This window comes from Methanolacinia paynteri, assembly GCF_000784355.1.
Classification (GTDB): domain Archaea; phylum Halobacteriota; class Methanomicrobia; order Methanomicrobiales; family Methanomicrobiaceae; genus Methanolacinia; species Methanolacinia paynteri.
Genome location: NZ_KN360927.1, coordinates 9,666 through 31,845, shown reverse-complemented (window position 1 = coordinate 31,845; position 22,180 = coordinate 9,666). Strand labels below are relative to the sequence as shown.

Genomic DNA, 22,180 nt, shown 5'->3' with positions numbered 1-22,180 from the left:
ATTGAAATGAAGACCTGCCGCCGATGGACGCCCCTCCTATCGGTCACACCCTTCGCGGGTGTGTGGATTGAAATGGAGGGTGGCGGATTGACCTGGCAGATCATCGCAGTCACACCCTTCGCGGGTGTGTGGATTGAAATCGTCCCCAGGCATAAAGATTGCTGGAGCTCCGCTTGGTCACACCCTTCGCGGGTGTGTGGATTGAAATGATACCTCGAAGATTGGGCCGGCCTGAACAAAGGCGTCACACCCTTCGCGGGTGTGTGGATTGAAATAGGATGGCCGTGATTTACATACCGCTGACCCTGTAGTCACACCCTTCGCGGGTGTGTGGATTGAAATACCGTCGAGGTGGGTACAACAGCTACCCGCCTTTTTGGTCACACCCTTCGCGGGTGTGTGGATTGAAATGAATCCAAACATGCATGACATATTCGACCGTCCTCGTCACACCCTTCGCGGGTGTGTGGATTGAAATTGAATACTGTTTTAAGGACTTAGTCGCCGACATGGTCACACCCTTCGCGGGTGTGTGGATTGAAATATAGCCGTAACGAATTCGGCGTCAGATAATACGCGTCACACCCTTCGCGGGTGTGTGGATTGAAATATAGCCGTAACGAATTCGGCGTCAGATAATACGCGTCACACCCTTCGCGGGTGTGTGGATTGAAATCACTTGTAGAATCACCCGCTACGTTAGCATTTTCGTCACACCCTTCGCGGGTGTGTGGATTGAAATATAGCCGTAACGAATTCGGCGTCAGATAATACGTCACACTCTTCGCGGGTGTGTGGATTGAAATTACGGGCGAGCTTGAGCATAAACCTGATGTGACTGTCACACCCTTCGCGGGTGTGTGGATTGAAATCGTTTAATATGCGGATAGAAATCCTTGCAGAACGTCACACCCTTCGCGGGTGTGTGGATTGAAATATCAATCCTGTTGAATTCAAGAGCATATCAAGCGGTCACACCCTTCGCGGGTGTGTGGATTGAAATAGCTCCGGCCGACAAATTGTCAAGAGTCGCTGGTTGTCACACCCTTCGCGGGTGTGTGGATTGAAATTACGGGCGAGCTTGAGCATAAACCTGATGTGACTCGTCACACCCTTCGCGGGTGTGTGGATTGAAATCATTTTGCGCTCGCGAAAGCGGAGCACGAGCTCGTCACACCCTTCGCGGGTGTGTGGATTGAAATTTGACTCTGCAGGTCGCATTAAAACAGTATCCCAGTCACACCCTTTGTGGATGTGTGGATTGAAATTCGTAATAGTTGATCACTGCGAGATCGTAGGTTGGTCACACCCTTCGTGAGTGTGTGGATTGAAATTATGTTGTCCGTAAGTTCTTCAGGGTTCCGAAGTAAGTCACATCCTTAACGAGTAAATGGATCGAATATTCATCAACCTCCCGAAACATCCCTCACAAATATGCATCTTCAGTTACTCTGAAGAAAAAAAGCCTTCCCCTCACCGCAGAGATCACACTTTCCAAGCTCCTTAGTCATCCTTTGAAAATAGCGGTGGTCGAGGAGAGTCGTATGAAGTTTTAAAGATCTTATGAGTGTACTCTTTAGATTTTCAATAGGAGAGGTTTGTTTCCTGCCATTTTGAGATTATCTGATCTTTTCGGCAATTAAACGCTTGTTTTGCGGATCTATTGTGATTTTAACCTGCTCTCCTTCTTCAAATGGAAAGTTTGAATCTGTAGCTAATGCGGAGGGTATCGTTAAATATTTTGTTTTTGCATTTCCCTGAGATACAACGCGCCCATTTCCTACCACGGACATACAGTATATTTTGCATGGTAAGTTATATATGCCAGCGGCTCAATACTGTAATACATACTGTAAATTATGCTGTAAAGAGGGGGACAAAAAATGTTTATACCAAATGTAGAAGAAATCAAAGAGATCGGCGGCGGCCCAGGTAGGGATATTGTTTCAGGTGATGATGATGGAGTATATTCCCTCGATTATTGACCCGGATAAAAAATTTCTCTACGAATTTCTGAAGTCATCAATAGCGGAAGTTGCTCAAAACCGTGCCGAGTGGGAAGCTTTGTCCAGAATAGAGGTTCTGAGGGAGATGGCGACAGAGGAGTCTCTTCTTGCGGGTCTTGCCGTTGAGAGTTATGATTTGGCAGTTGCGCTTATTAGAAAGATAAATGAAGACAACATCCCGGAAGGGGTTTAGGGTTTTAATCACCTCACCCCTTCTTTTTCCAAATCCTCTCTCAATAGCCGCCCGAAACACCCTTCACAAACACTCATCTTCAGCTCCCGCGAAGAAAAAACAGCCTTCCCCTCGCTGCAGAGATCACATTTCCCGAGATCTTTATTCACTCTCTCGAAATCGCGATGGTCGAGAACACCGGGAAGAGGAAGAGTCGAACCCCTCACATTCGCAGCCTTGCGGAAGTTCGCAGTAGTTTGCAGCACATCCCCGCAAAGCAGCGAATAATTATAATCGCATGCTTTTTCAATCTCCAAAATATCCGGGCGTTTTTGATCCATGTTTGCAGCAGAACCGGGCGTACACACACAACAGGAAGAATATTTCTCCTTACGATCATCTTCCTGTGCCCCTGAATTTTTCCGCAAACTACTATTTGCCGGGAGAAGACTCCCGTCATCCTGACTGCATCCGGTAAAAGAACCGCTCTCATCCTCCCTTTTACTTTGCAGCACGCTGCTGCAAACCGGCTGCAAATTTGCTGCAAAGCTGCAAATACAATCCGGCTCCGACCCCGGGGCAGCATCCCCGTCCGGGCCGCCGTCATCGTCAGGCCCTCCGCCATCGTCCGGCCCCGTGCCGTCACCGCCGGTGCCGGCCTCCTCTTTGTCAAGCCAGACGATGTTCCCGGAATCCCATTCCCGGTAGATCTCGTAATTGAAAGAATACCGGCTCTCCCGCTGCCGGAGCATGACCCCGTCGGCCTCCTCCGAAACCGTCGCATCGATAAACCCGATTGCAGGACACTTCTCAAGAAGGCCGGAATACGAACATCCCCTGCTCAGGTAGCCGTGGAAGATCCTCCTCGCCTGGTGATACGAGATCCCCATCACATCCTGGAGCATCTTGACCGTGACGACATCCCAGCCCATTTTGCATATGACCTCAAGGGCGGCCGCCTCGTTCTTCGTAAGTTTCGTCTCCTGGCTTCCCGAATCGCCGTTGATCGCTGCATAGATCCTCGCAGCCGCATCAAAGTCGTCAACCATCGCCCGGATTGCCGGCAAATTTTCTATCGGATTATCGTCCTCGTCCACCGGCGTGAACCTTTCCCTCTGTTCTTTGAAAAGAAGAGCATGACACTTTACCAGGTCGAAGAAGATCGCCGGGTTCCTCCGGTTTGCGAAGGATGAAAACTGCACTCTCTCCGCGAACGGAATCGAGACATAAGTCGTCTCCTCCTTCAAAATCGCCCAGATACAGCGGCAGATGTCCGTTTCGACCGGCTCCCTGAGGGTTATTTTTTCCCGTGATTCGGATCTCTTCAGGTTGTCGAGCACCCTCTTGTCTTGGTCCGATGTATCGTCGATCCAGACAGTGAGCATCCGGTTCAGCACCTGGTCGTCGCCGATGGACTCGACCTTCGCGACCCACCATACGCACCTCTCCGGGATATCGTATGTCCTGAGCTGCCTGTCGGTTGTAAGCGTCTGGTATTCGATCCTTTCGCGGAAATTCGTGGTCGCGGACTTCAAGATCTCGCAGACATCTTCCGAAATATGTGCGTCGTCGAAGAGGAAAACGGTCTCCGGCACCAGGTCGCGGTTATAGTAGAGCGCCTTGTCGCTCACCTTACCCCTGAGCCTGTATTCTTCCGGGACAAGATTAGTCATGGCCCTGCATGCAACGGATTTTCCTTTCCCCGAGTCACCGGATACGAATACGTGGAGGCCGTTCGTATTTTCGACCGACTGGGAAGCGATAGACATTACCAGGCATTCGGCCAGCGTTTCGTCGCCGACGTGGAATTTCGAGAAGGTGTCGAGTATGAATTTAACGGGGTCTCCGTTTTTGAGGATTTCGGCTGCCTTCTCCCTCGTCTTTTCGGAAAACGAAGATCCCCCGCGGCGAACGGTCCTTTCGGTTTTGCCTGTATTTTCGTTTTGTCGTCCGGCTCTTCTCTCCTTCCGGGCGGATTTGATCTCGTACATCGCCCGGAGCTCGCTCCATCTTTGTTTCCCGCCGCCGCAGGAATTGTGGTGGCAGCCGGCATAGATCGCACCGTTTGAAAATTGAATCGCGAACGCCCCGTCTTTGTGTGCGGAGGAGAACGGGCATTCTTCGAGGACGAAGAGTGTTCCGCCCTGCCACGGCTTCTCGCTCGCAACTGCGATCCCGTGGTCCGGGAGCCATTCGGAGAGGTCGATCTTTTTATCCTCGCTCTTCGACGAAATTTTCGGCTCATCTTTCGGAAGAAGGTTTGCGAGTTTTTGAAGATTTTCCGTTGCAACGGTTTCTGTATCGTCCGGTGCATCGATGATTCGGGCCATCCTGTGCGGGCGATCGGGCGTGTCGTCGCCCTTCCGGGAAATTGTTCCGTAGAGTTTCCAGATCCGGGCAGCGTTGAAGTTCGCCGTATCGACGGTGACGGTGTTATCGGAGAAGAGGAGATCGAGAGTGGTCAGGCAGTCACGTACGAGATCGGTCGACTCCTCATCGTTCGGGAGATCGACTGCATATAGTAAATGCCCGCCGTTTCCCGAATCGGCGAGGATGGGGGAGGGGAACCCGAGTGTCTGGAGGAAGCCGGCGATCTTCTCTGCCTTCGATAAAGCAGCTTCATGCTCCTCGTCCGTCGATGAAACCCCGCTGGGCCGTACCGGGTCGAGATCGACGGGCAGCCACCGCCGGCGAATGATATCCGTATCCGCGGTCGTTCCATCCCTCCGCCCGAGAATCATCTTCACGCGGTTTGCCCTCCGGGAGAGAAGAGCGGGATTGATCTCATTTAGAGTTACATAAACGCCCTGCACATCGGAGATGCGGGAGACGGTTTCGGCTTTTTCAGCGAGCGTCTCGTGATCGTCGAAGTACCCGCTGTGAACATTGTGATCGCCGAGGGCCCGCAGCTCCACGACTCCGCCGCCCGGAAAGAGGGTGGCGAGAGATTTTCGGATCTCTTCGCTCATGATCTCTCCTCCGGTAAATCAGGTTCAAGGGGAAAGAGTGGTGCGGATACCGCCTCTTCCTTTGCAACTCTCTGCAGGGAGACGAACGGAATAATGAAATGTCCCGCTGTCGTGAATATCTTCACCGCCTTTCCCCCGGGTGAGATCGCGGCGTGCCCCTCGATCGAAAGTGCATCCTCTTTTCCGGGTACGGATTTGAATACCGGGACGACACGGCCGGAGGAGACGAGACTTTCAACATCGTCTTCTGCGATGAAAAGATCCGGTCCTCCCGCTTCAATCCGGAGCGAACCGTCGTCATCCAATCTGATTATCTCCTGTTCAGGATTCAAAGGCCGTTCCCTCCCTGGCGGTTGCGATAAAATATATCCTGTAATTGTGGCCGCTTGTTCTCCTGACCCGGATCTCGACGATCGCATCTTTCAGTTCGCGGATCTCTTTCGAGAGTGCCTGCGGGATCAGGTAGAGCGGGACTGGCCCCGCCGCTTTGTTTATCTCCCTGGAAGTAGATTTTCTGGTGGCAGTTCTCATGCAGCATGTGGTGGTACACGGTTTGTTCCGGGGGCTGCCGTTTCCCTTTTCGGGCGCCAGACAGTAATAGTCCCCGGTAATTCGTTCGTTTGTATCTTTCATTATTATCATCAGGTGTGATTTCGGCACCCTGTAAGGATTGGGAAGGAAGTCGTTATAAAATTAAATCGGAATTTGTGGGAAAAATTGAAAATTAAATTCAATAATGGTCGGATTTCATTAAACAGAAAAAATTTTGCAGCATTTTTCAAAAATTATAAAATCCCGGAAGATGCAGCGAAGCGATCGACGATCTATCCGCATGACGATTTTCAGAAAACATTTCCTGAATAGCTTTTCGTAATCATATCAACAAAAAAAAAGATGGGTGGTCTTTTTCGGATTGGGGCGTCCCGGCCGGAAATCTTTTACTTATGTATGGTGAACGAGCGTGCCCGGCAGATTCGGAGGGCCGGGTTGGCATGGCATGATAAGTTTCGGATTAGTGAGAAATGTCCATCGTTTTTTCTCCCGATCCGGGACGATCATAGAGTCTTGCATATGGGTATTTAACCGGAAGCAACGTGGAGGGTGAAAGTAAACCCGCCGAGATACAATCCCCCTTTTGTTCGTATACATCAAAAAACCGAAAAAAATCAGGTCATGGATAATCCGCACCAAAGATCATAAACTGCGGTACAATGACTGATGATATCTGGAAACTGGGTTTTCTTGCCTTGTTCGTAGTCTGGTTTCTGGTCCGTGCATACTACGGCAAAAAAGCCCAAACCCCGGAAAAGAGTGAGAAAGTCCGCCCCGTATTCGAATCCTGTCTTGTCGGGCTGAACTTCATCGGGATGATGATTCTCCCGCTCGCAGCAGTATTCACCCCGTGGCTCGACTCGTTTTCCATGAACATTCCCGATTCAATAAGACTCATTTTCCTCGTAATCGGGTTCTTCAACGTCTGGCTGTTCGCCAGGATTCATGCCGACCTCGGGAAGAACTGGTCGCCCGTACTCGAGATCAAACAGGATCACACCCTCGTCAAATCCGGGATCTACAAAAGAATCCGACACCCGATGTATGCCCACATCTGGCTCTGGGTAATCGGGCAGGGCGTAATTCTCGACAACTCGCTCGTCCTCGTCTTCGGGGTTGCGGCATGGGGCCTGCTCTACTATCTCCGGGTACCCAAAGAGGAGGAGATGCTCATCAATAAATTCGGCGACGAATACAGGGAATATATGAAGACCACCGGACGCGTAATCCCGAAGATCTGACAATCCTTTTTTCCCCGCATCCTTTCCCGGGGCGGTACCCTTAAATAAAGTAAAATTGAACAGACCATCAGGAAGTGATGCCCATGTCAGCAGAAGAGAATAAAGCAATCGTCCGGAAGTTCATCAACGCGTACAACACCCGGAACCTGGACCTTTTCAACGAACTTGTCGACCCCGGCTACGTCGACCGCACCCACCAGCAGGAAGGAATCGAAGACTTCAGGAAGCTCTTCGAACTCGCATTCACTGCCTTCCCCGACTGGCACGAAGAGATCGTCGACATGATCGCCGAAGAAGACAAAGTATGGGTCTGCGTAAACGCCACCGGGACCCATACCGGCGAATGGAGCTACTTCGGGGTAAACCTCCCTCCCACCGGGAACAAAGTCGCCATGACGATGGTCTTCATCTGGCGGATCGCCGACGGCAGAATTGCTGAAGGATGGGAGGTCGACAGCGATTCCGATTTCCTCAATAAACTGGGCCTTATGGATTACACGGAGATAGGAAAGGAGATGTTCTCAGGAGAATAAGGATTCGAATGGCGTGCGGGGAATATTTTCCTGCCGCAATCTCCCTGGAATGTGCAAGGTGATTCTGTAGTCTCCTGGCCCGGGCAGGATATTCGAATAAACAGCTCTCTTTCATTATTGAAAAAGAAAAAAAAGGGTTGGTGATCTTTTATGGATTTGGGGCAGGTGTCCCGGCCGGAAATATTGTTCTTCTCCAAGGGAACGGGCAGGTTCGGCTGATTTGAAGACAAGTCGGTATGAATATTTGGGGTTTGTGAGATCTGTCCTGTCTCTATTTTCCAGCCAGGGACGATCATAGAGTTTTGCGTAGAGGTATTTAATCCGAAGTCGGATGTGGGGTGAAAGTAAGCCCGCGGGACGGCAACGTTAAATAAGGTGAAAAAGAACAGACCACCAGGAAGTGATCCCCGTGTCACCCGAAGAGAATAAAGCGATCGTCCGGAAGTTCATCGACGCCTACAACACCCGGAACCTAGATCTTTTCAGTGAACTCGTCGATCCCGGCTACATCGACAATACCCATAAGCAGGAGGGTATCGAAAACTTCAGAAAGCTCTATGAGCTCGCATTCGTAGCTTTCCCCGACTGGCACGAAGAGATCGTCGATATGATCGCCGAAGAGGACAAGGTATGGGTTTGTGTTGAGGGAACCGGGACACATACCGGCGAATGGAACTGTTTTGGTGCTATCCTTCCTCCCACCGGCAGCAAAGTCGCGATAACGATGATCTTCATCTGGCGGATTGCAGACGGAAGGCTTGCAGAAGGATGGGGGGTAGACAGCGATTCCGATTTCCTTTACAGTCTGGGTCTGATGAAGTATACGGAAAAAGGGGAGGAGATGTTTTTCGGGGATTGAGTTTTGAGGGGAAGGCTCCTCAACTCAAATAATATAATCCACAATATTGTCCGAAATTATCGTATCGCAGTAGATGCACTGGAGCCGTCCGCCCTTCTTCGTCTTAAAGCCGCTTTCGACAGGCTCGTTCGAGTTCGTGATGCAGCCGGGGTTCGGGCAGCATACAAAGCCCGTGACCGACTCGGGAATTTCGACCTTCATCTTCTCGAAGACCCGGAAGTCCCTGATGATGTTAATCGTCGCATTCGGGGCGATCAGTGCAATCCTGTCGACCTCTTCCTTCGACAGCTCCCTGTTCGAGATCTTCACGATGTCCTTCTTTCCTGAAATCCTGCTTCCCACGTTCGTCGCAACAGAGATCGCTTCCTTCGTCGTCCCCGTTATCCCCAGGATTCTCAGGACCACGAGCGCCTCGCCGCCGGTGATATGGTCGATCACCGTTCCGTCCTGGATCGGGCTTATCAGGAGGCCGTCCTCCGGCTCCTTTCCGCTCACAGCATCACCTCTTCCAGCATCGCCATTCTCACGGGCACGCCGTTCTCCGCCTGCCTGAAGTATTTTGCATACGGAAGTTTGTCCACCGCGGGATCGATCTCCCCCGCCCTCGGGAGCGGGTGCATCAGGATCAGGTTGTCCTTCACGTCTTTGAGAACCTCGGGCGTAATCCTGTAAGAGTGTGCGACCCTCGCGTAGCTCGCCGAATCCGGGAACCTCTCCCTCTGGATTCTCGTGACATACAGGACATCCAGCTCGTTGATGACATCCGCAAGGCTGTCGTGCTGGATCAGCTCGACGCCCCTCTCCGCCATCTCCTCGATAATAACCGCGGGCATCTCCAGGCTCTTCGGTGCGATCGTGTGAATCCGGACGTTGTAGTTCGAAAGTGCGTATGACAGCGAGTGCGAAGTCCTCCCGTAGCGTAGGTCCCCGAGAAGCCCGACGTCGATATTGTCGAGCGGCATGTTCTCCCTTATCGTATACAGGTCGAGGAGCGTCTGCGACGGGTGCTGGCCCGCACCGTCACCGGCGTTTATCACCGGCACTGTCGAAAAATTCGCCGCAAGCCTCGCCGCACCCTCCTTCGGGTGGCGAAGCACGATCGCGTCCACGTAGCTGCTGACAACCCTTATCGTATCCGCGAGTGTCTCCCCCTTCGAAATCGAACTCCCCTCGACGCTGTCCACCGTGATAACATCTCCCCCAAGGCGGGAGAGGGCGGCAGAAAATGACATCCTGGTTCGGGTGGAAGGTTCAAAAAAGAGGAGTGCGACGAGTTTTCCTTCAAGGGTCCGTCGTTTGAACCCCTTCTCCTGGATCAGACGGGCCTTGTCGAGCAGTCTGTTTATATCTTCAACTTCAAGTTCCTTGATCGAGATGATATGATGCATGAACTCTCCATCTGTAATTATCGCTCCACTGCTTTAAAATTGTTCGAGTAATGTGCGGGGGAAGTTACCCTCCTCTCCGGGCCGGCTCCCGGGCAAAAAAAATATAGATCGTCCTTCAGGACGAATCCGCCTCTCTTTCCGGCGAATCCACGATCGACCTGTCGTAGAAATGTGCGACACACAGGACGATCGCCGAGATCGGGAGAGCGATCACGATCGGGTTCACCACTCCCCATGGCATCGGGAGGACTGAAGAGACCCCGAAGATCGCCTTTGATAAGCCCAGGACCGAAGATTCGGACGAATGCACGAACGCCGTCCAGAGGAACCACGAGACCGTACCGGAGATGAGGCTCGCCTTCGCCGCGAAGAGTGACGGCTTCTTACAATATAGTGCGTACGCGAACGCCGGGATGAACGCCGCGGCGCAGAGCCCCATGAACATGACGGTTGCTCTCGCGATGATGTTTCCGGGCATCAGGTACGCGACAATCGTGCTGACGACGATCATAATGACAGTTCCTGCCTGGATCGCACGGATCGACGGCTTTGAGTCCTTCATCTTTACGTTCAGGTCGTAGCCGATCGTCGTTCCCATAGTGTGGAAGAGCGAGCTTAAGGTCGACATCGCAGCCGCAAGGAGAGCGAGCATGAAGATGATCACGAAGTAGTCCGGCATCGCCGAGTTGATGAAGTTCGGGATGACGGTATCGACATTCCCTCCCGACGCCTCGACAGCGAGCATTCCCTGGGTCTGCATGAACCACACATTCGTCAACGGACCGACGGTGAACGCGACCCCGGTCATCACGAGGACGAACGGACCGCCGACCATCACCGCCCTGTGGATCGAGCGGTTGTCCTTGACCGACATGAAGCGAACCGCGAGCTGCGGCTGTGCGAGAACACCGATTCCGACACCGAGCACCATCGTCGTTATCATAGTGATCCAGATCGGCGACAGAAAATCGGGCATCGATGTCCAGCCAGTCATTCCGCTGGCTGCAAGCGACTCGGGGACCATCGACGACATCGCATCGAGCGCCGAGTTCGCAGTTATGACTCCGCCGAGATACGTATACGTGAGGATCAGCAGGATCGTCATTCCGATGAACATGATCGCACCCTGCAGGGCGTCGGTATACATGACGGCGATAAGGCCGCCGAGGATGACATATGCAGCGACGATCACCGCGAACGCGATAAGCGCCGTGTCGTAGGGTATCGCGAGCGTCGTCTCGATGAAGCGTGCACCACCGATGAGGATCGCTGCGGTGTAGAGCGGCATTCCGAACAGTATCACGAGCCCGGCCGCACGCTGCATGAAAGTCGACCCGTAGCATTTGCCCAGGAGATCGGGAAACGTCACCGCGTCCGTCTTCTTCCCGAGCTCACGCGTCTTTTTGCCGAAGACGATGAAGGCGATGAGAACGCCGACACCGATGCAGAGCACGGTGAGCCACACGAGGCCCATACCGAGCTGTGCCGCGACACCGCCGAAACCCACGATCGCCGAGGTGCTGATGAAAGTCGCACCGTACGAGAGTGCGAGGACAACGGGGTTGATCCTCCTCCCCGCGATCATGAAGTCGTCGCTGCCTTTAGTCTGGCGAAATCCCACGTAGCCGAGGAAGATGATGACCGCCAGGTAGACCGCGGTTATCGCGGCGAAGACCAGCGTGTCAACTGCCATCCGGTCCCTCCTCCGGTTCCTGTCCGTTCCTCCAGTTCAAAATGCCGTACGCTATGCAGGCCGCCGTAAATAAAAACGACAGCAGGTAACCTATCCAGATATAGGGATCAGAAATTCCAAACATCATAAAACCTGATAAATTCCTTGCGGTAATCTGAATGATGACTAAAACGATACAAGGGCAACCGGATTGTTTTTCGGCGCCCTATCTAAAGCTAAAGAAATTAAATCCAAAGAAAAATGCGAATGCCGGAGCTGAAGTGTCGAAAACCGAACCCTCCGTTGCCGTGCATTTGCATGTCATATTCAGGATACCTAATAGAAGTTGCTCTTCCGGGATATAATGGTGTCTGATTGCGGTTCGCGGGAGAGGAAGGTGGTGCACCACCGCAGGAAAAGTGATCTGGAATACATGAAAATTAAAAATTTGGGATTTGAGAATCTCTGCTGATTGCCTGTTTTTACAGGGCCGTTATGCAGGTGATAACAGATATTATGTCTACACAACGTTCGAATACCAGACATCGTTTTTCATACTATCGTTATCTAATCCTCCGATTATCCATACACTGCCGTCGTATATAACAGATGAGAAGCTGCGACGTGGCGAAAATGCCGCCGAAACGTTTGCCTGTGTCCAGATTTCTCCGTCGGTCGAATACCATACATCATTAAAATTATTCTGGCGGTCTGCTCCACCGATTATCCACATCCTTTCATCGGATACGATACATGTAGAGTCACGGCGTGGTGAAAATGCCGCTGAATCGTTTGCCAGTGTCCAGATTTCTCCGTCGGTTGAATACCACACATCATTTAATATTTGTGGGGAGGACCCTCCAATCAGCCACATTTTGCCGTCATATACTACAGACGCCTGAAAATTCCGTGCTGAAAATGCTGCCGAATCGTTTGCCAGTGTCCAGATCTCTCCGTCGGTTGAATACCAGACGTCGTTTACATGACCATTATCTTCTCTTCCACCGATCACCCACATTTTGTCGTCGTAAACTATAAGTGCGGCTCCACGACGTGGCGAAAATGCCGCCGAATCGTTTGCCAGAGTCCAGTTTGCTCCGTCGGTTGAATACCAGACGTCGTTTTTATTACTCACGTCGTCCCATCCGGCTATCACCCACATTTTGTCATCATAGACTACGGATTCAGGAATAAAGCGTGGCGAAAATGCTGTCGAATTAGTTGCCTGTGTCCAGTTTACACCGTTCGTTGAATACCAGACGTCGTTTTTGTAACTTCCGTCATCTCCGGCTATCACCCACATTTTGTCGTCATATACAACGGATGTATGAAAATAGCGTGGCGAAAACTCTGTCGAATTGGTTGCCTGTGTCCAGTTGGTCAGAATATCTTCGGCGACTGCCGGCGTTACGATCAAAAGAAGCATCATGACAGTTGTTATCATGAACACTCCGTGTTTTTTGTACAAATTGTAAATTCTTTCAGTCATAGGTAACCCCCCCTTTGCTGTTTAAAGGAATGTTGTTTAGAATTTAGCCTTTGTAGTAACCAATATTAAAATTTTTTATTTTAGTTTGATTAAAGGTGGCTTGGATTCCCTTGGTTGATCGTGGTTTCTGAAGTAAAATTATCGATATGCCGCAATAACTACCACTCTTCGGTCTCCATCTTCTTCACCGCGTCCGGGTAGAGGAACCACTTGAACGCCTTCGTCATGAAAGGCATCACGAGGTATGTCAGGAGAAATGCGAGAATGGCAACGTCGGCCATCTTCTGGATGATATACGGGAAACTCCCAAACAGGTAACCTTCAATCGGTCCGAGCACCGCGATAACCGGCCAGACCGCAAGCCACGTCACAAAATACTGGCGGTAGCGGGGAGGCGGCTTCAGTATATTGTTGCCCGGAAGCGTGAACCAGGTCTCGAGCCCGTTCACCCTGTACCTCTTCGGCGGTGCGATCGTGAGCTCCTTCTCCCTCTCCTTCCACCTCTTCCGCTCGTCGGAATTCGCCCATCTCTCGTAGGCCTCCTCCGAACTGAACTTCAGGACTACCCTGAAGTCGCCGTCCGCCGGATCGGACGGCCTGAAGAAGTTCACGCCGAGATATCCCGGGTAGCCCACGAAATAATTCGATACATTTTTGATCTCATCCTCGAACTCCTGCATCTTCTCTGGCTTTACGAAATGCGTCGTTACGATCGTGACAGGTCCCGTATCTTCGCCGGGCCTGTTTTCGGTTCCTTCGGTCGTAATTGAAATTCCTCCTGTAATTATAGGAATATTTGCTGTTTCATGCGGGTAAATAATTTAGGGATAGCACACTCAGGCAACCCCGGCACCGGCGGCCAGGTCCGCCGGACGGCCCCTGCCCAGGGGCCTTGCCCGAAGATAATCTCCCCACGGCACGCTCCGGGGACCGGCAAGGGTCCCCGGGCTGTTTAATTTTTTTTGTATATTCTATTCCGTACACTCTATGAGCTTCCTGCGTTTTGCCGCTCAGGGGATACTCGTTTATCCCCTGAGTGGCTATCGCCATTGAGAGGCCCAGGGGTCGGGACCGATCCGCGAGCCTGCCGGGCGGCTCGCGGCGAGGGGTTGTCAAAGGTAGTGAAACTAACATTTGCTATAAAAATCAAGGCCCGGACCTTTTAGATCGCCTACCCAAATCCCGATAAACTTTTGGCACTTTGCTGTCTCATGTCTTTCTCCGGCGACCCCGGCACCGGCGGCCAGGTCCGCCGGACGGCCCCTGCCCAGGGGCCTTGCCCGAAGATAATCTCCCCACGGCACGCTCCGGGGACCGGCAAGGGTCCCCGGGCTGTTTAATTTAGTTTTTTCTGGCATATTTCATTCAGTACACGCCATGAGCTTCCTGCGTTTTGCCGCTCAGGAGATACTCGTCTATCCCCTGAGTGGTTATCGCCATTGAGAGGCCCCGGGGTCGGGGCCGATCCGCGAGCCTGCTGTTCCGCTCGCGGCGAGGGGTTGCCAAAAAAGGTGGAACCTGCTTCTAATACCCTCACGGATTAGCAAAAACCCTAAAATAGGTTATTCCTGCGGGTTATTTCTATTTCCTGCAGACAGTTATATATCCCGAATGGGCGACCCTCGTCGAGGGACGGGTTCCCCTCTCGGTTCTCGTGAGCTCCCTCGCAATAGTCTCGTGGCAGACAACCTCGGCGAAAAGGGGTTTTGCCGTGTCCATCACGAGTATCGTGTGCTCGATGAACGGGGTGTAGGTCGCAAGGTACCCGCCCTTTTTGAGAAGTTTCCAGGCGTGCTCGACATGCTCCCTTCCGATCTGCATATCGAGGTGGACGACATCGAACTCCTCCTCTCCTTCCGCTTCAAGAACGTCGCCGGCGATGACCTCCACGTTGTCGAGACCTGCATCTTCGATGTTCTTTGCGCAGACCTCGGAAAACTCCGGCCTCTTCTCGTATGTGACAACCGAAGCCGCAACTCCGCCGAAGAAGATCGCAGCGATCCCGCTGCCCGTTCCCGCATCGAGAACGCGGTCGTTTTTGTTCATACCGGTGCAGGCGATGACCATCCCGATGTCCTTCGGGAGCATGGGGGCGCCTGTCCGTCTTGCATAATTAAAATAGTCGGTGGCTCTCGGCTCCCTGACCTCGAACTCGAAGCCCATGTGGGTCGAGATCTTATCACCGGTCGAGAGGCCGACGAGCTCACCGAGTTTAACCATTCCCTTGTCGGTCGAGAACTCGCCCTCGCCTGCCCTGACGAAGAACTCGCGTTTTCGCCCGGCGAGAAGAACCCTGTCGTTTTCCTGTATCATTTCGTATTGGCACTATTATTCTGAAAGCTTCAGGATCGCCTCGGCGATGTCGCCTTTGGCTTCCGTAAGAGCTGCCTTTGCCTCGTCCTCGGAGACGCCCGCCTGCTCTGCAACGAGCTTCACGTCGTCTTCGGGGATTACGGCCTCGGCTTCCTCGAATCTCGGCTCGCCGTTGATCTGGTATGTGGTCATGCCCTGCATCACCGTCGCGACAACCTCAGCGTTGTCGAAGACGTAGTTGCCGGACTTCGTGTATACGACCACACGCTCGACATCCTCTATCGTCTCCATCTTCATGCCGAGCTTCTTCATCATCTGTTTCATCTGTTTCGGGTTGACACCTGGAATCATATCTTTTAACTCCCTTTTCTTACCTGTACTGCTACACCGTAATTAAATGCAAGCATTTCCTCCCCGGAAAGGACCGCGTTGCCTATGCCGAGGAAGCCTCCCTGCTCGTCGCAGACCATGACCTCGTCGCCCGCCCTTATGCCCGGGTCGGCGGAGATCACGTGTTTGGACATCGCGTTCTTTCCCGCTACGACGAATTCGGCGACATCGTTTTGGACTGTCGCACGATACGCGGGTGAGGGGAGAATTTCGCAGAGCTTTGCACCTGCCTCTTTTCCGAGCGTGAGCCGCCCGTCGCCCGCCCTGACCGTTGCCAGACGGGTCTTTCCGGACATCACGTACCTGATCCTTTTGGTGGAGGATAACCTGAAGGTGCAGTCGTCCGGGAAGAGCTCCTTCCCTGTGCCTCTTCCGAACTGGAAGTCGGCTATCGTCCTGACCCGCTTAAGCGAGTTGCTGTCTGAGGATTCTGTTGACACTTTCGGCAAACCCCTCTTCGGATTCTCTTGGAATATATGCGCCCGCCGCTATCTTATGTCCTCCGCCTGCACCGCCGAGTTTCTCGGAGGCTTCGAGCAGTGCGGCCTGGAGATCGACTCCCGCCTGCACCATCGTCTCGTTGGTCCGCATCGAGACCTTGACGAGTTCGGGGTCGTCGGAGAGATAGCATAATACCATAATCGGGAGCCGCCGGTTGAGCTTCGAGAGCGCCATTCCCGCTCCGATCCCGACGATGGTATCCGGGAACCTGCTTCCGACGTGGATATACTGGAGGTTGGAATATTCTGTAACCCCCTTGTCGAGGATGTACTCCATCATCTCGCGGATGATCTTTCTGTGGTGCCTGAGCATGTGCTCGGCCTCCCTGTACTCCTCACCCCTGTCCCCGCAGCAGACGGCGCTTCCGGTGTAGGGCTTTACCCACCGTCCGCAGGCGTTTAGCATCGTCGCGTATTCGGATGCGTTCCGCAGCGGCGTGTATTTTCTCTCGTCGGGGAAGATGTAGTGCTCGCCCCTGAGACGGTCGAGAGGCTCTCCTGCGGAATGGAGTTTGAGTGCGAGGCGGCCCATGATGCTCTTTCTCTCATCTTCGTCCAGGTCCTCCCAGACTTTCCACTTTCCGTTGGGCTTATGAAGCTGTATTCCCGCCTCGTATGTCAGCATGTTCTGGGCCTCGCCGGGGCGGTTGGATATTCCGGGGATGTGCGGGTCGTCTGCGAAGGAGAGGAGTATATGTAGCGGTCTCGTGGATATCCCGTAGCAGTTGAGGTCGTCTTTTACGATCTCGACGTTTCCGAACTCTGCGCCGTCGTCGGCGATCTTTCTGGCCAGGCCGATTAGTCCGCAGTTCTCGCGGGCCATCATGTCGCCGACGTTTCCGATGACTGCGAGCTTTGCGAGGTCGATGTTGACGTCGTCGATCTCCCTTGCGACGAGGTATCCTACTCCCGCGGCCGAGAGCTTTTCATGCCCGTACGGAAGCCCGTTCGCCTGTATATATTGGGTATCGACGTCCTGGGTCACGTGGTGGTCGATGATTACGACCTCCCTGTCGGAGAGGCCCCGTTCCTCTAACAGGTTCTGCTGGCCCGACCCGAGGTCTATGAAGAGCTTGAGGGAGTCGTCGTCCGGCACGTGCTTCATGGTGATCGGCTCGAGCTGCCTGACGAAGACCGACCTGACCTCGATGCCGGCCCTTGCGACGGCCTGCCTCATGATCGCCTCGCTGGTTATCCCGTCGGCGTCGATATGGGAGATTATCGTTACTTTTTTGGAATCCTGTATTATCCCGGCGACTGCGGAGATGTCCTTGTCGAGACTCATCTGTAATATTGTTGGTGCCGCGAGTTTAAAACGAGGGCTATTTTGCCAGATGCGTCTCCTGTTGAACCACCGTAAAAAGGATTTACTATTCCGGCGCAAGAGTTCATTAAAGTTCATAGAGAGGATGGCAGGATGAACGGGGATCTAATTGAATTCGAGGAGACGGGGATAATCAAACCCGCGAGGATGCGGGCCGTGGACCGGAACGCGATGCATCTCGGCGTCAGCGGGCTCAGGCTGATGGAGTCGGCTGGTTTTGGCCTTGCAGGAGTGGTCCGGAGGTATTCCCCGGACCTGGTCTTGGTGTTGTGCGGGAGCGGGAACAACGGGGGTGACGGTTTCGTCGCCGCCCGCCACCTGCAGAGGGATTCGGAGGTTCATGTAATCTACCCGGGAAACGGGGTGAAGACTCCCGATGCAATCGCGAACCTGAGACTGCTGGGGCACTGTTCGGTTACGCTTCACCCCGTTTCGTGCCCGGACGACGTGAGCGGCCTTTCAGGCCTTTTCGAGAATGCGGACGTTATAATCGATGCGATTCTCGGGACCGGTGCAAGGGGTGATCTCCGGGAGCCGTATGCGTCGATGGCGAAAGCTGTCTCCCTATCTGGTGCGACGGTGATCTCCGCAGACGTCCCTACTCCCGGGATCACGCCGGATGTGGTCTGCGGTTTCCACAGGCCGAAACTCCACGGCTCCGAGCGGATCGATATCGGAATCCCGCTTGAGGCTGAGATCTTCACCGGGCCGGGTGATCTCACGATGATTCCTGCAAAAGATTCGTCGGCTCACAAGGGTGCGGGCGGAAAAGTGCTCGTGATCGGCGGAGGGCCATACCAGGGTGCACCGTATCTTGCCGGGATGGCTGCTCTCCGTGCCGGTGCGGATATTGTAAGGGTCGCATCGCCGGTCGTTATGCCGTGCCCGGATATAATAGTCGAAGAGCTCGAAGGTCCGTGCATCTCGGAATCGCATCTTGAGGATATAATAAGGCTGATCGAGGATTCGGATGCGGTGATATGCGGGTGCGGACTGGGAGATAAGAGCCAAGATGTGATCGTCAAAGCCGCACCGTACATGAAGAAGGCGGTGTTCGATGCCGATGCACTCAGAAATCCCCTGCCCGTTCCGTCCGGAACCGGCGAGGCGATATATACTCCGCATGCTGGCGAGCTTGAGAGGATCTCCGGTTACCGGCCGGAAGGGACCTTGTACGAGAGGGCGAAGGCGGTCCGGGATATCGCCGGTAATATTGCGAAGCATTCGACAGTTCTTTTGAAGGGCGAAACAGACATTATTACGGACGGCAGCCGCGTCAGGTTCAACCGCACCGGGCATTCGGGAATGACTGTCGGTGGAACGGGCGACGTTCTCGCGGGAGTCTGCGGGGCACTGCTCTGCAAACTTCCGGCTTTCGAGGCCGCGTGCACCGGGGCGTACATAAACGGCTGTGCAGGGATGGCGGCCGGAGAGGCGGCGGGCGACGGAATGGTCGCGACCGACCTCCTCGAAAGGATACCATCCGTAATACTTGGAGATATAACAGGAGATACAGAATGACGGAATTTACGCATATAAAAGACGATAAGGCATACATGGTCGACGTGACCGAAAAGCCGGACGTGGGCCGGGTGGCGGTCGCCGCAGGAAAGATCTATCTCAGGGAAGAGACGGTTGATGCTATACACAAGGGTGAGGTCGTGAAGGGCAATGTCCTTGCGACGGCAAGGGTCGCCGGGATAATGGCTGTGAAGCGGACATCCGATCTTATACCTATGTGCCACCCGCTTCCCGTCGGGGGCGTGAACATCGATTTCAACGAGAATGAAGGCGAGCCCTGCATAGAGGCGATCTGCACTGTGAAGACCTACGGGAAGACCGGGGTCGAGATGGAGGCCCTCACCGGCGTCTCGATCGCACTTCTTACTATATGGGATATGGTCAAGTCGGCCGAGAAGGACGAGGAAGGGCAGTACCCCGAGACCGGGATCGAGGACATCCACGTCGTCGAGAAGAGGAAAGGGTGAGGAAGTCTTCTGACACAGACTAATCCCGGTCTCCAAAACTCTTTATTCCGGAGAAGGGGCAAAGACATTTAACTGGATTTTGAGATCATGAATAATCTAATGATTACGTAAACCATTATTATTGTAAAGGTAATTCTGAGGCCTGGAAATGATTCAGTTTAAAATTCTTCTTGAAAAGGATGAAGACGGCTGGTTTACTGCAACCGTTCCTTCCCTCCCTGGATGCATATCTCAGGGCAGGACGGAAGAAGAGGCAAAGGAGAATATCAGGGAAGCAATAGAACTTCATCTGAAATCCCTTGCAGAGGAAGGAATTCCTCTAAGACCGGATAATGGTATTACCGAGGCCTTTGTTTCAGTAAACGTATGAGTTCCAAAGTTCCGGTTTTGTCCGGGAATCAGGTTATAAAGGCTTTTTCCAGGGCCGGGTATTATATCCATGACCAGAAGGGGAGTCATATTCATCTTCGCCATCCGGTGAAGAGGCCGCTTACTATTCCTAATCACAATGAAATATCACGCGGTACGCTTAGAGCAATCATAAGAGAAGCAGGTTTGACTTATGATGAATTTATGGAATTGCTCTGAATGTAACTTAAAAAACTGTAACTATTCACCAGGTGACGAAAACTTTTTGGTATTTTATGCACCAGCCGGTATTTCCCCTATTGTTTTAATATCATCAGAAACCAAACTGTAAAGAACTGTGGGGATGCGTCCCTCCAGGAGCACAAAGGAATGTGGCCGGTTTCAGACCGGCTGAACCTTTCAGGTGAATCAAAAATGGTAAAATCAATGTATGGATACGTCCGCGACGCATGGAAATGTCCGGACGAAACCGAAGTAAAGACACTTCTCTGGAACCGTATGCAGGAATGGCGCCGCGAGGGAAGTGTCGTCCGTATCGAGAGACCTACAAGGATCGACCGTGCAAGAAACCTCGGCTACCGTGCCAAGCAGGGAATCATCGTCTGCCGTGTCAAGGTCCGTCGTGGAGGCCGCAGAAAGCCGCGTTACATCCGCGGACGCAGGACGAACCGCATGGGAATGCGCCGTGCCACAATGGGCAAGAGCATCCAGAGGATCGCTGAAGAGCGTGCTGCACGTAAATTCGTCAACATGGAAGTTCTCAACTCCTACTGGGTCGGAGAGGACGGAAAGGCGAAATACTACGAGGTCATCCTCGTTGACGGTCACCACCCCGCGATCAAGAGCGACGCACACCTCTCGTGGATGGGCGACAACAAGCACAGGGGCCGTGCAGAGCGCGGACTGACCAGCGCCGGCGTAAGGGGACGCGGCATGCAGAAGAAAGGCAGGGGAACAGAGAAGACCCGCCCGAGCATCCGTTCGAACCAGAACAGAGGAAAGTAATTTCCCAACCTTTTTTCAATAGATTATTGTTATGGCATATTCCGACGCCTGCGTATTTCCGTATCCCTCCGGCGACACGTCCGTCCGCAGATTCGCTCTCGAAGCTAAATACATGGGCTTTGACAGCATAGTCTGTGCCGACGGGAACGGAGGAGTTTCCGGTGAGTTTTACGGCGTCCGTGTCTACCGGGCGCTGCATCTCAGGCAGAAGAACCAGAACGATCTCGTGAAGGCGATGAGGAAATGCAGATTTAAGCCCGACATCATCCTCGTCAGTGCGGGCGACGCTACGTTCAACAGGGCTACACTTTCGACCGGCGGCGTAGGTATCCTCCGCGGAATTCACGATGCTGGGAGCCGTGCGTTCGACGATGTCTGCGGCATAAAGGCGGCCGAGAACTCGGTTGCAGTCGATATCGATCTATCCGCTATTATCTGCCGGAGGGGGAATCCACGCCAGAAGGCTCTCGAATCTTTCGCAGAGATCCTGAAATTCCAGCGTAAGTTCGGGTTTCCGGTCTCGATCTCTTCGGGCGCCTCGTCGTATATCCACATGAGGTCGGTCGAGGAGATCGTCTCCCTCTGCGGGATCTTCGGGATGGAGGAGAACGAAGTGAAAGCAGCGCTCGGATCGGTGGATGCGATAATCAACAGTCCGCCGATAATCGAGGTTATCGATGAGGCGATCGACGAGGTGATCCCCGAATGAAGCCGCTGCCGCCGACACTGAGGCAGAAGAAGCGCTACGTGCTCTTCAGGATTGTCCCGCACGAGGCGGGACTGGACGGAAAGCAGCTGTACTATGCGGTGTATGACGCGATCTCATCCCTTTACGGGGATTTCGGAGCCGCGGAACTGTCGATGGCTGTCGTTCTCTGCGAGGGCAATTATACCGTGGTCCGGTGCAGGAGGGGAAGCGAGGGGATGCTTGTCACCGCGGCACTGACCGTGAACAGGATAAACGGAACCTTCTGCGCCCTTCGTCCTGTGGCGACCTCCGGGACCATTGCGGCGTTGAGGCGGCGTATGCCGGAGTCCCGCCCTCCTCTGCCGGAGAGGCAGGCTGTCTTTTCCGGGAAAGAGTACGCCGTCCGGCAGCGTTCACAGGAAAAGGTTGATTTATACGGAGATGGAATAAAAAACCAAGAGATTTTGTATTTTACTCAAGATGATATGGAGGATATATAAATGCAGCCAATGAATGCCCAGATGGGCGGATATGACAGGGCTATCACCGTTTTCAGTCCTGACGGAAGGTTATACCAGGTAGAGTACGCCCGCGAGGCAGTAAAGAGGGGAACGACCGCCGTCGGTGTGAAGTGCTCGGACGGAGTCGTCCTTATCGTCGATAAAAGGGTCAGCACGAAACTCCTCGAGCAGTCATCTATCGAGAAGATCTTCAAGGTCGAC

Annotated in this window: 25 protein-coding genes, 1 pseudogene and 1 CRISPR repeat array; of the genes and pseudogenes, 12 read left to right on the top strand and 14 right to left on the bottom strand. The window is 53.3% G+C overall.

The window, feature by feature from the left end:
• Positions 1–42: 42 nt before the first annotated feature.
• A CRISPR array of direct repeats spans positions 43–1,334; the repeat unit is 32 nt; unit sequence GTCACACCCTTCGCGGGTGTGTGGATTGAAAT.
• A 285-nt stretch (positions 1,335–1,619) separates the two neighbouring features.
• Positions 1,620–1,793, bottom strand: a complete 174-nt coding sequence (locus METPAY_RS15070; protein WP_169743633.1) for a hypothetical protein — start codon at positions 1,791–1,793, stop codon at positions 1,620–1,622.
• A 160-nt stretch (positions 1,794–1,953) separates the two neighbouring features.
• Here METPAY_RS15070 and METPAY_RS03370 point away from each other — a divergent pair, with 160 nt between their 5' ends.
• A complete protein-coding gene (locus METPAY_RS03370) occupies positions 1,954–2,199 on the top strand; it encodes a hypothetical protein (RefSeq protein WP_048149144.1) in 246 nt (81 codons plus the stop codon).
• Positions 2,200–2,207: 8 nt separating this feature from the next.
• On the opposite strand, the gene METPAY_RS03365 is transcribed toward METPAY_RS03370, so the two are convergent.
• The 3 genes from METPAY_RS03365 to METPAY_RS03355 are packed head-to-tail and all read right to left on the bottom strand — an operon-like array spanning position 2,208 to position 5,780.
• Positions 2,208–5,147 (bottom strand): hypothetical protein, encoded by a 2,940-nt coding sequence (locus METPAY_RS03365; RefSeq protein ID WP_048149141.1) that lies wholly within the window; start codon positions 5,145–5,147, stop codon positions 2,208–2,210.
• The gene (locus tag METPAY_RS03360; protein ID WP_048149139.1) at positions 5,144–5,479 is read right to left on the bottom strand and encodes a hypothetical protein; all 336 of its coding nucleotides are present in this window, start codon (positions 5,477–5,479) and stop codon (positions 5,144–5,146) included. The genes METPAY_RS03365 and METPAY_RS03360 overlap by 4 nt, the downstream gene beginning before the upstream one ends.
• Positions 5,469–5,780 carry a hypothetical protein gene (locus tag METPAY_RS03355; protein WP_245611509.1) on the bottom strand — a complete coding sequence of 104 codons (312 nt, stop codon included), beginning with the start codon at positions 5,778–5,780 and terminating at the stop codon, positions 5,469–5,471. The genes METPAY_RS03360 and METPAY_RS03355 overlap by 11 nt, the downstream gene beginning before the upstream one ends.
• A 578-nt stretch (positions 5,781–6,358) precedes the next feature.
• On the opposite strand from METPAY_RS03355, the gene METPAY_RS03350 reads away from it, so the two are divergent.
• From METPAY_RS03350 to METPAY_RS03340, 3 genes are all read left to right on the top strand, one after another.
• Positions 6,359–6,940, top strand: a complete 582-nt coding sequence (locus tag METPAY_RS03350; protein WP_048149135.1) for a protein-S-isoprenylcysteine O-methyltransferase — start codon at positions 6,359–6,361, stop codon at positions 6,938–6,940.
• Positions 6,941–7,023: 83 nt separating this feature from the next.
• Complete coding sequence (locus METPAY_RS03345; RefSeq protein WP_048149134.1) at positions 7,024–7,473, top strand: ester cyclase; 450 nt, start codon at positions 7,024–7,026, stop codon at positions 7,471–7,473.
• 400 nt (positions 7,474–7,873) lie between these two features.
• Positions 7,874–8,332, top strand: coding sequence for an ester cyclase (locus METPAY_RS03340; protein ID WP_245611508.1), 459 nt, complete (start codon positions 7,874–7,876; stop codon positions 8,330–8,332).
• Between the two features lie 24 nt (positions 8,333–8,356).
• On the opposite strand, the gene pyrI is transcribed toward METPAY_RS03340, so the two are convergent.
• The 10 genes from pyrI to METPAY_RS03290 form a co-directional block, all read right to left on the bottom strand.
• Positions 8,357–8,827: an aspartate carbamoyltransferase regulatory subunit gene (pyrI, locus tag METPAY_RS03335; protein WP_048149131.1), complete on the bottom strand. Its 471-nt coding sequence runs from the start codon at positions 8,825–8,827 to the stop codon at positions 8,357–8,359.
• Complete coding sequence (gene pyrB, locus METPAY_RS03330) at positions 8,824–9,720, bottom strand: aspartate carbamoyltransferase (protein ID WP_048149129.1); 897 nt, start codon at positions 9,718–9,720, stop codon at positions 8,824–8,826. Before pyrB ends, pyrI begins: the two co-directional genes overlap by 4 nt.
• Before the next feature lie 115 nt (positions 9,721–9,835).
• A complete protein-coding gene (locus METPAY_RS03325; protein WP_048149127.1) occupies positions 9,836–11,413 on the bottom strand; it encodes a sodium:solute symporter family protein in 1,578 nt (525 codons plus the stop codon).
• Positions 11,403–11,537 (bottom strand): symporter small accessory protein, encoded by a 135-nt coding sequence (locus METPAY_RS15675; RefSeq protein ID WP_342764764.1) that lies wholly within the window; start codon positions 11,535–11,537, stop codon positions 11,403–11,405. Before METPAY_RS15675 ends, METPAY_RS03325 begins: the two co-directional genes overlap by 11 nt.
• A gap of 375 nt (positions 11,538–11,912) precedes the next feature.
• Positions 11,913–12,881 (bottom strand): Kelch repeat-containing protein, encoded by a 969-nt coding sequence (locus METPAY_RS03320; RefSeq protein WP_157198982.1) that lies wholly within the window; start codon positions 12,879–12,881, stop codon positions 11,913–11,915.
• A 158-nt stretch (positions 12,882–13,039) separates the two neighbouring features.
• Positions 13,040–13,594, bottom strand: coding sequence for an antibiotic biosynthesis monooxygenase (locus METPAY_RS03315; protein WP_281174072.1), 555 nt, complete (start codon positions 13,592–13,594; stop codon positions 13,040–13,042).
• 868 nt (positions 13,595–14,462) lie between these two features.
• Positions 14,463–15,194, bottom strand: coding sequence for a methyltransferase domain-containing protein (locus METPAY_RS03305; RefSeq protein WP_048149122.1), 732 nt, complete (start codon positions 15,192–15,194; stop codon positions 14,463–14,465).
• Between the two features lie 15 nt (positions 15,195–15,209).
• A complete protein-coding gene (locus METPAY_RS03300) occupies positions 15,210–15,545 on the bottom strand; it encodes a nascent polypeptide-associated complex protein (protein ID WP_048149120.1) in 336 nt (111 codons plus the stop codon).
• 5 nt (positions 15,546–15,550) lie between these two features.
• Positions 15,551–16,024 carry a PUA domain-containing protein gene (locus METPAY_RS03295; RefSeq protein WP_048149118.1) on the bottom strand — a complete coding sequence of 158 codons (474 nt, stop codon included), beginning with the start codon at positions 16,022–16,024 and terminating at the stop codon, positions 15,551–15,553.
• Complete coding sequence (locus METPAY_RS03290; protein ID WP_048149116.1) at positions 15,990–17,369, bottom strand: single-stranded-DNA-specific exonuclease RecJ; 1,380 nt, start codon at positions 17,367–17,369, stop codon at positions 15,990–15,992. Before METPAY_RS03290 ends, METPAY_RS03295 begins: the two co-directional genes overlap by 35 nt.
• 132 nt (positions 17,370–17,501) lie before the next feature.
• Between METPAY_RS03290 and METPAY_RS03285 the strand changes: the two genes are divergently transcribed.
• The 8 genes and pseudogenes from METPAY_RS03285 to METPAY_RS03250 all read left to right on the top strand — a co-directional run.
• Entirely contained in the window at positions 17,502–18,929 is a 1,428-nt protein-coding gene (locus METPAY_RS03285; RefSeq protein ID WP_048149114.1) for a bifunctional ADP-dependent NAD(P)H-hydrate dehydratase/NAD(P)H-hydrate epimerase, read from the top strand.
• Positions 18,926–19,396 carry a cyclic pyranopterin monophosphate synthase MoaC gene (moaC, locus tag METPAY_RS03280; protein ID WP_048149112.1) on the top strand — a complete coding sequence of 157 codons (471 nt, stop codon included), beginning with the start codon at positions 18,926–18,928 and terminating at the stop codon, positions 19,394–19,396. The genes METPAY_RS03285 and moaC overlap by 4 nt, the downstream gene beginning before the upstream one ends.
• A gap of 148 nt (positions 19,397–19,544) precedes the next feature.
• Entirely contained in the window at positions 19,545–19,766 is a 222-nt protein-coding gene (locus METPAY_RS03275; protein WP_084600669.1) for a type II toxin-antitoxin system HicB family antitoxin, read from the top strand.
• Positions 19,763–19,984 (top strand): type II toxin-antitoxin system HicA family toxin, encoded by a 222-nt coding sequence (locus METPAY_RS03270; protein ID WP_048149111.1) that lies wholly within the window; start codon positions 19,763–19,765, stop codon positions 19,982–19,984. Before METPAY_RS03275 ends, METPAY_RS03270 begins: the two co-directional genes overlap by 4 nt.
• Positions 19,985–20,179: 195 nt before the next feature.
• Positions 20,180–20,770, top strand: a complete 591-nt coding sequence (locus METPAY_RS03265) for a 50S ribosomal protein L15e (RefSeq protein ID WP_048130990.1) — start codon at positions 20,180–20,182, stop codon at positions 20,768–20,770.
• A 31-nt stretch (positions 20,771–20,801) separates the two neighbouring features.
• On the top strand, positions 20,802–21,479 hold the full coding sequence (locus METPAY_RS03260; protein WP_048149110.1) for an RNase P subunit p30 family protein: 678 nt from the start codon (positions 20,802–20,804) through the stop codon (positions 21,477–21,479).
• Entirely contained in the window at positions 21,476–21,958 is a 483-nt protein-coding gene (locus METPAY_RS03255; RefSeq protein WP_048149108.1) for an Rpp14/Pop5 family protein, read from the top strand. Before METPAY_RS03260 ends, METPAY_RS03255 begins: the two co-directional genes overlap by 4 nt.
• A pseudogene (locus METPAY_RS03250) lies at positions 21,959–22,180 on the top strand (archaeal proteasome endopeptidase complex subunit alpha); the annotation flags it as partial.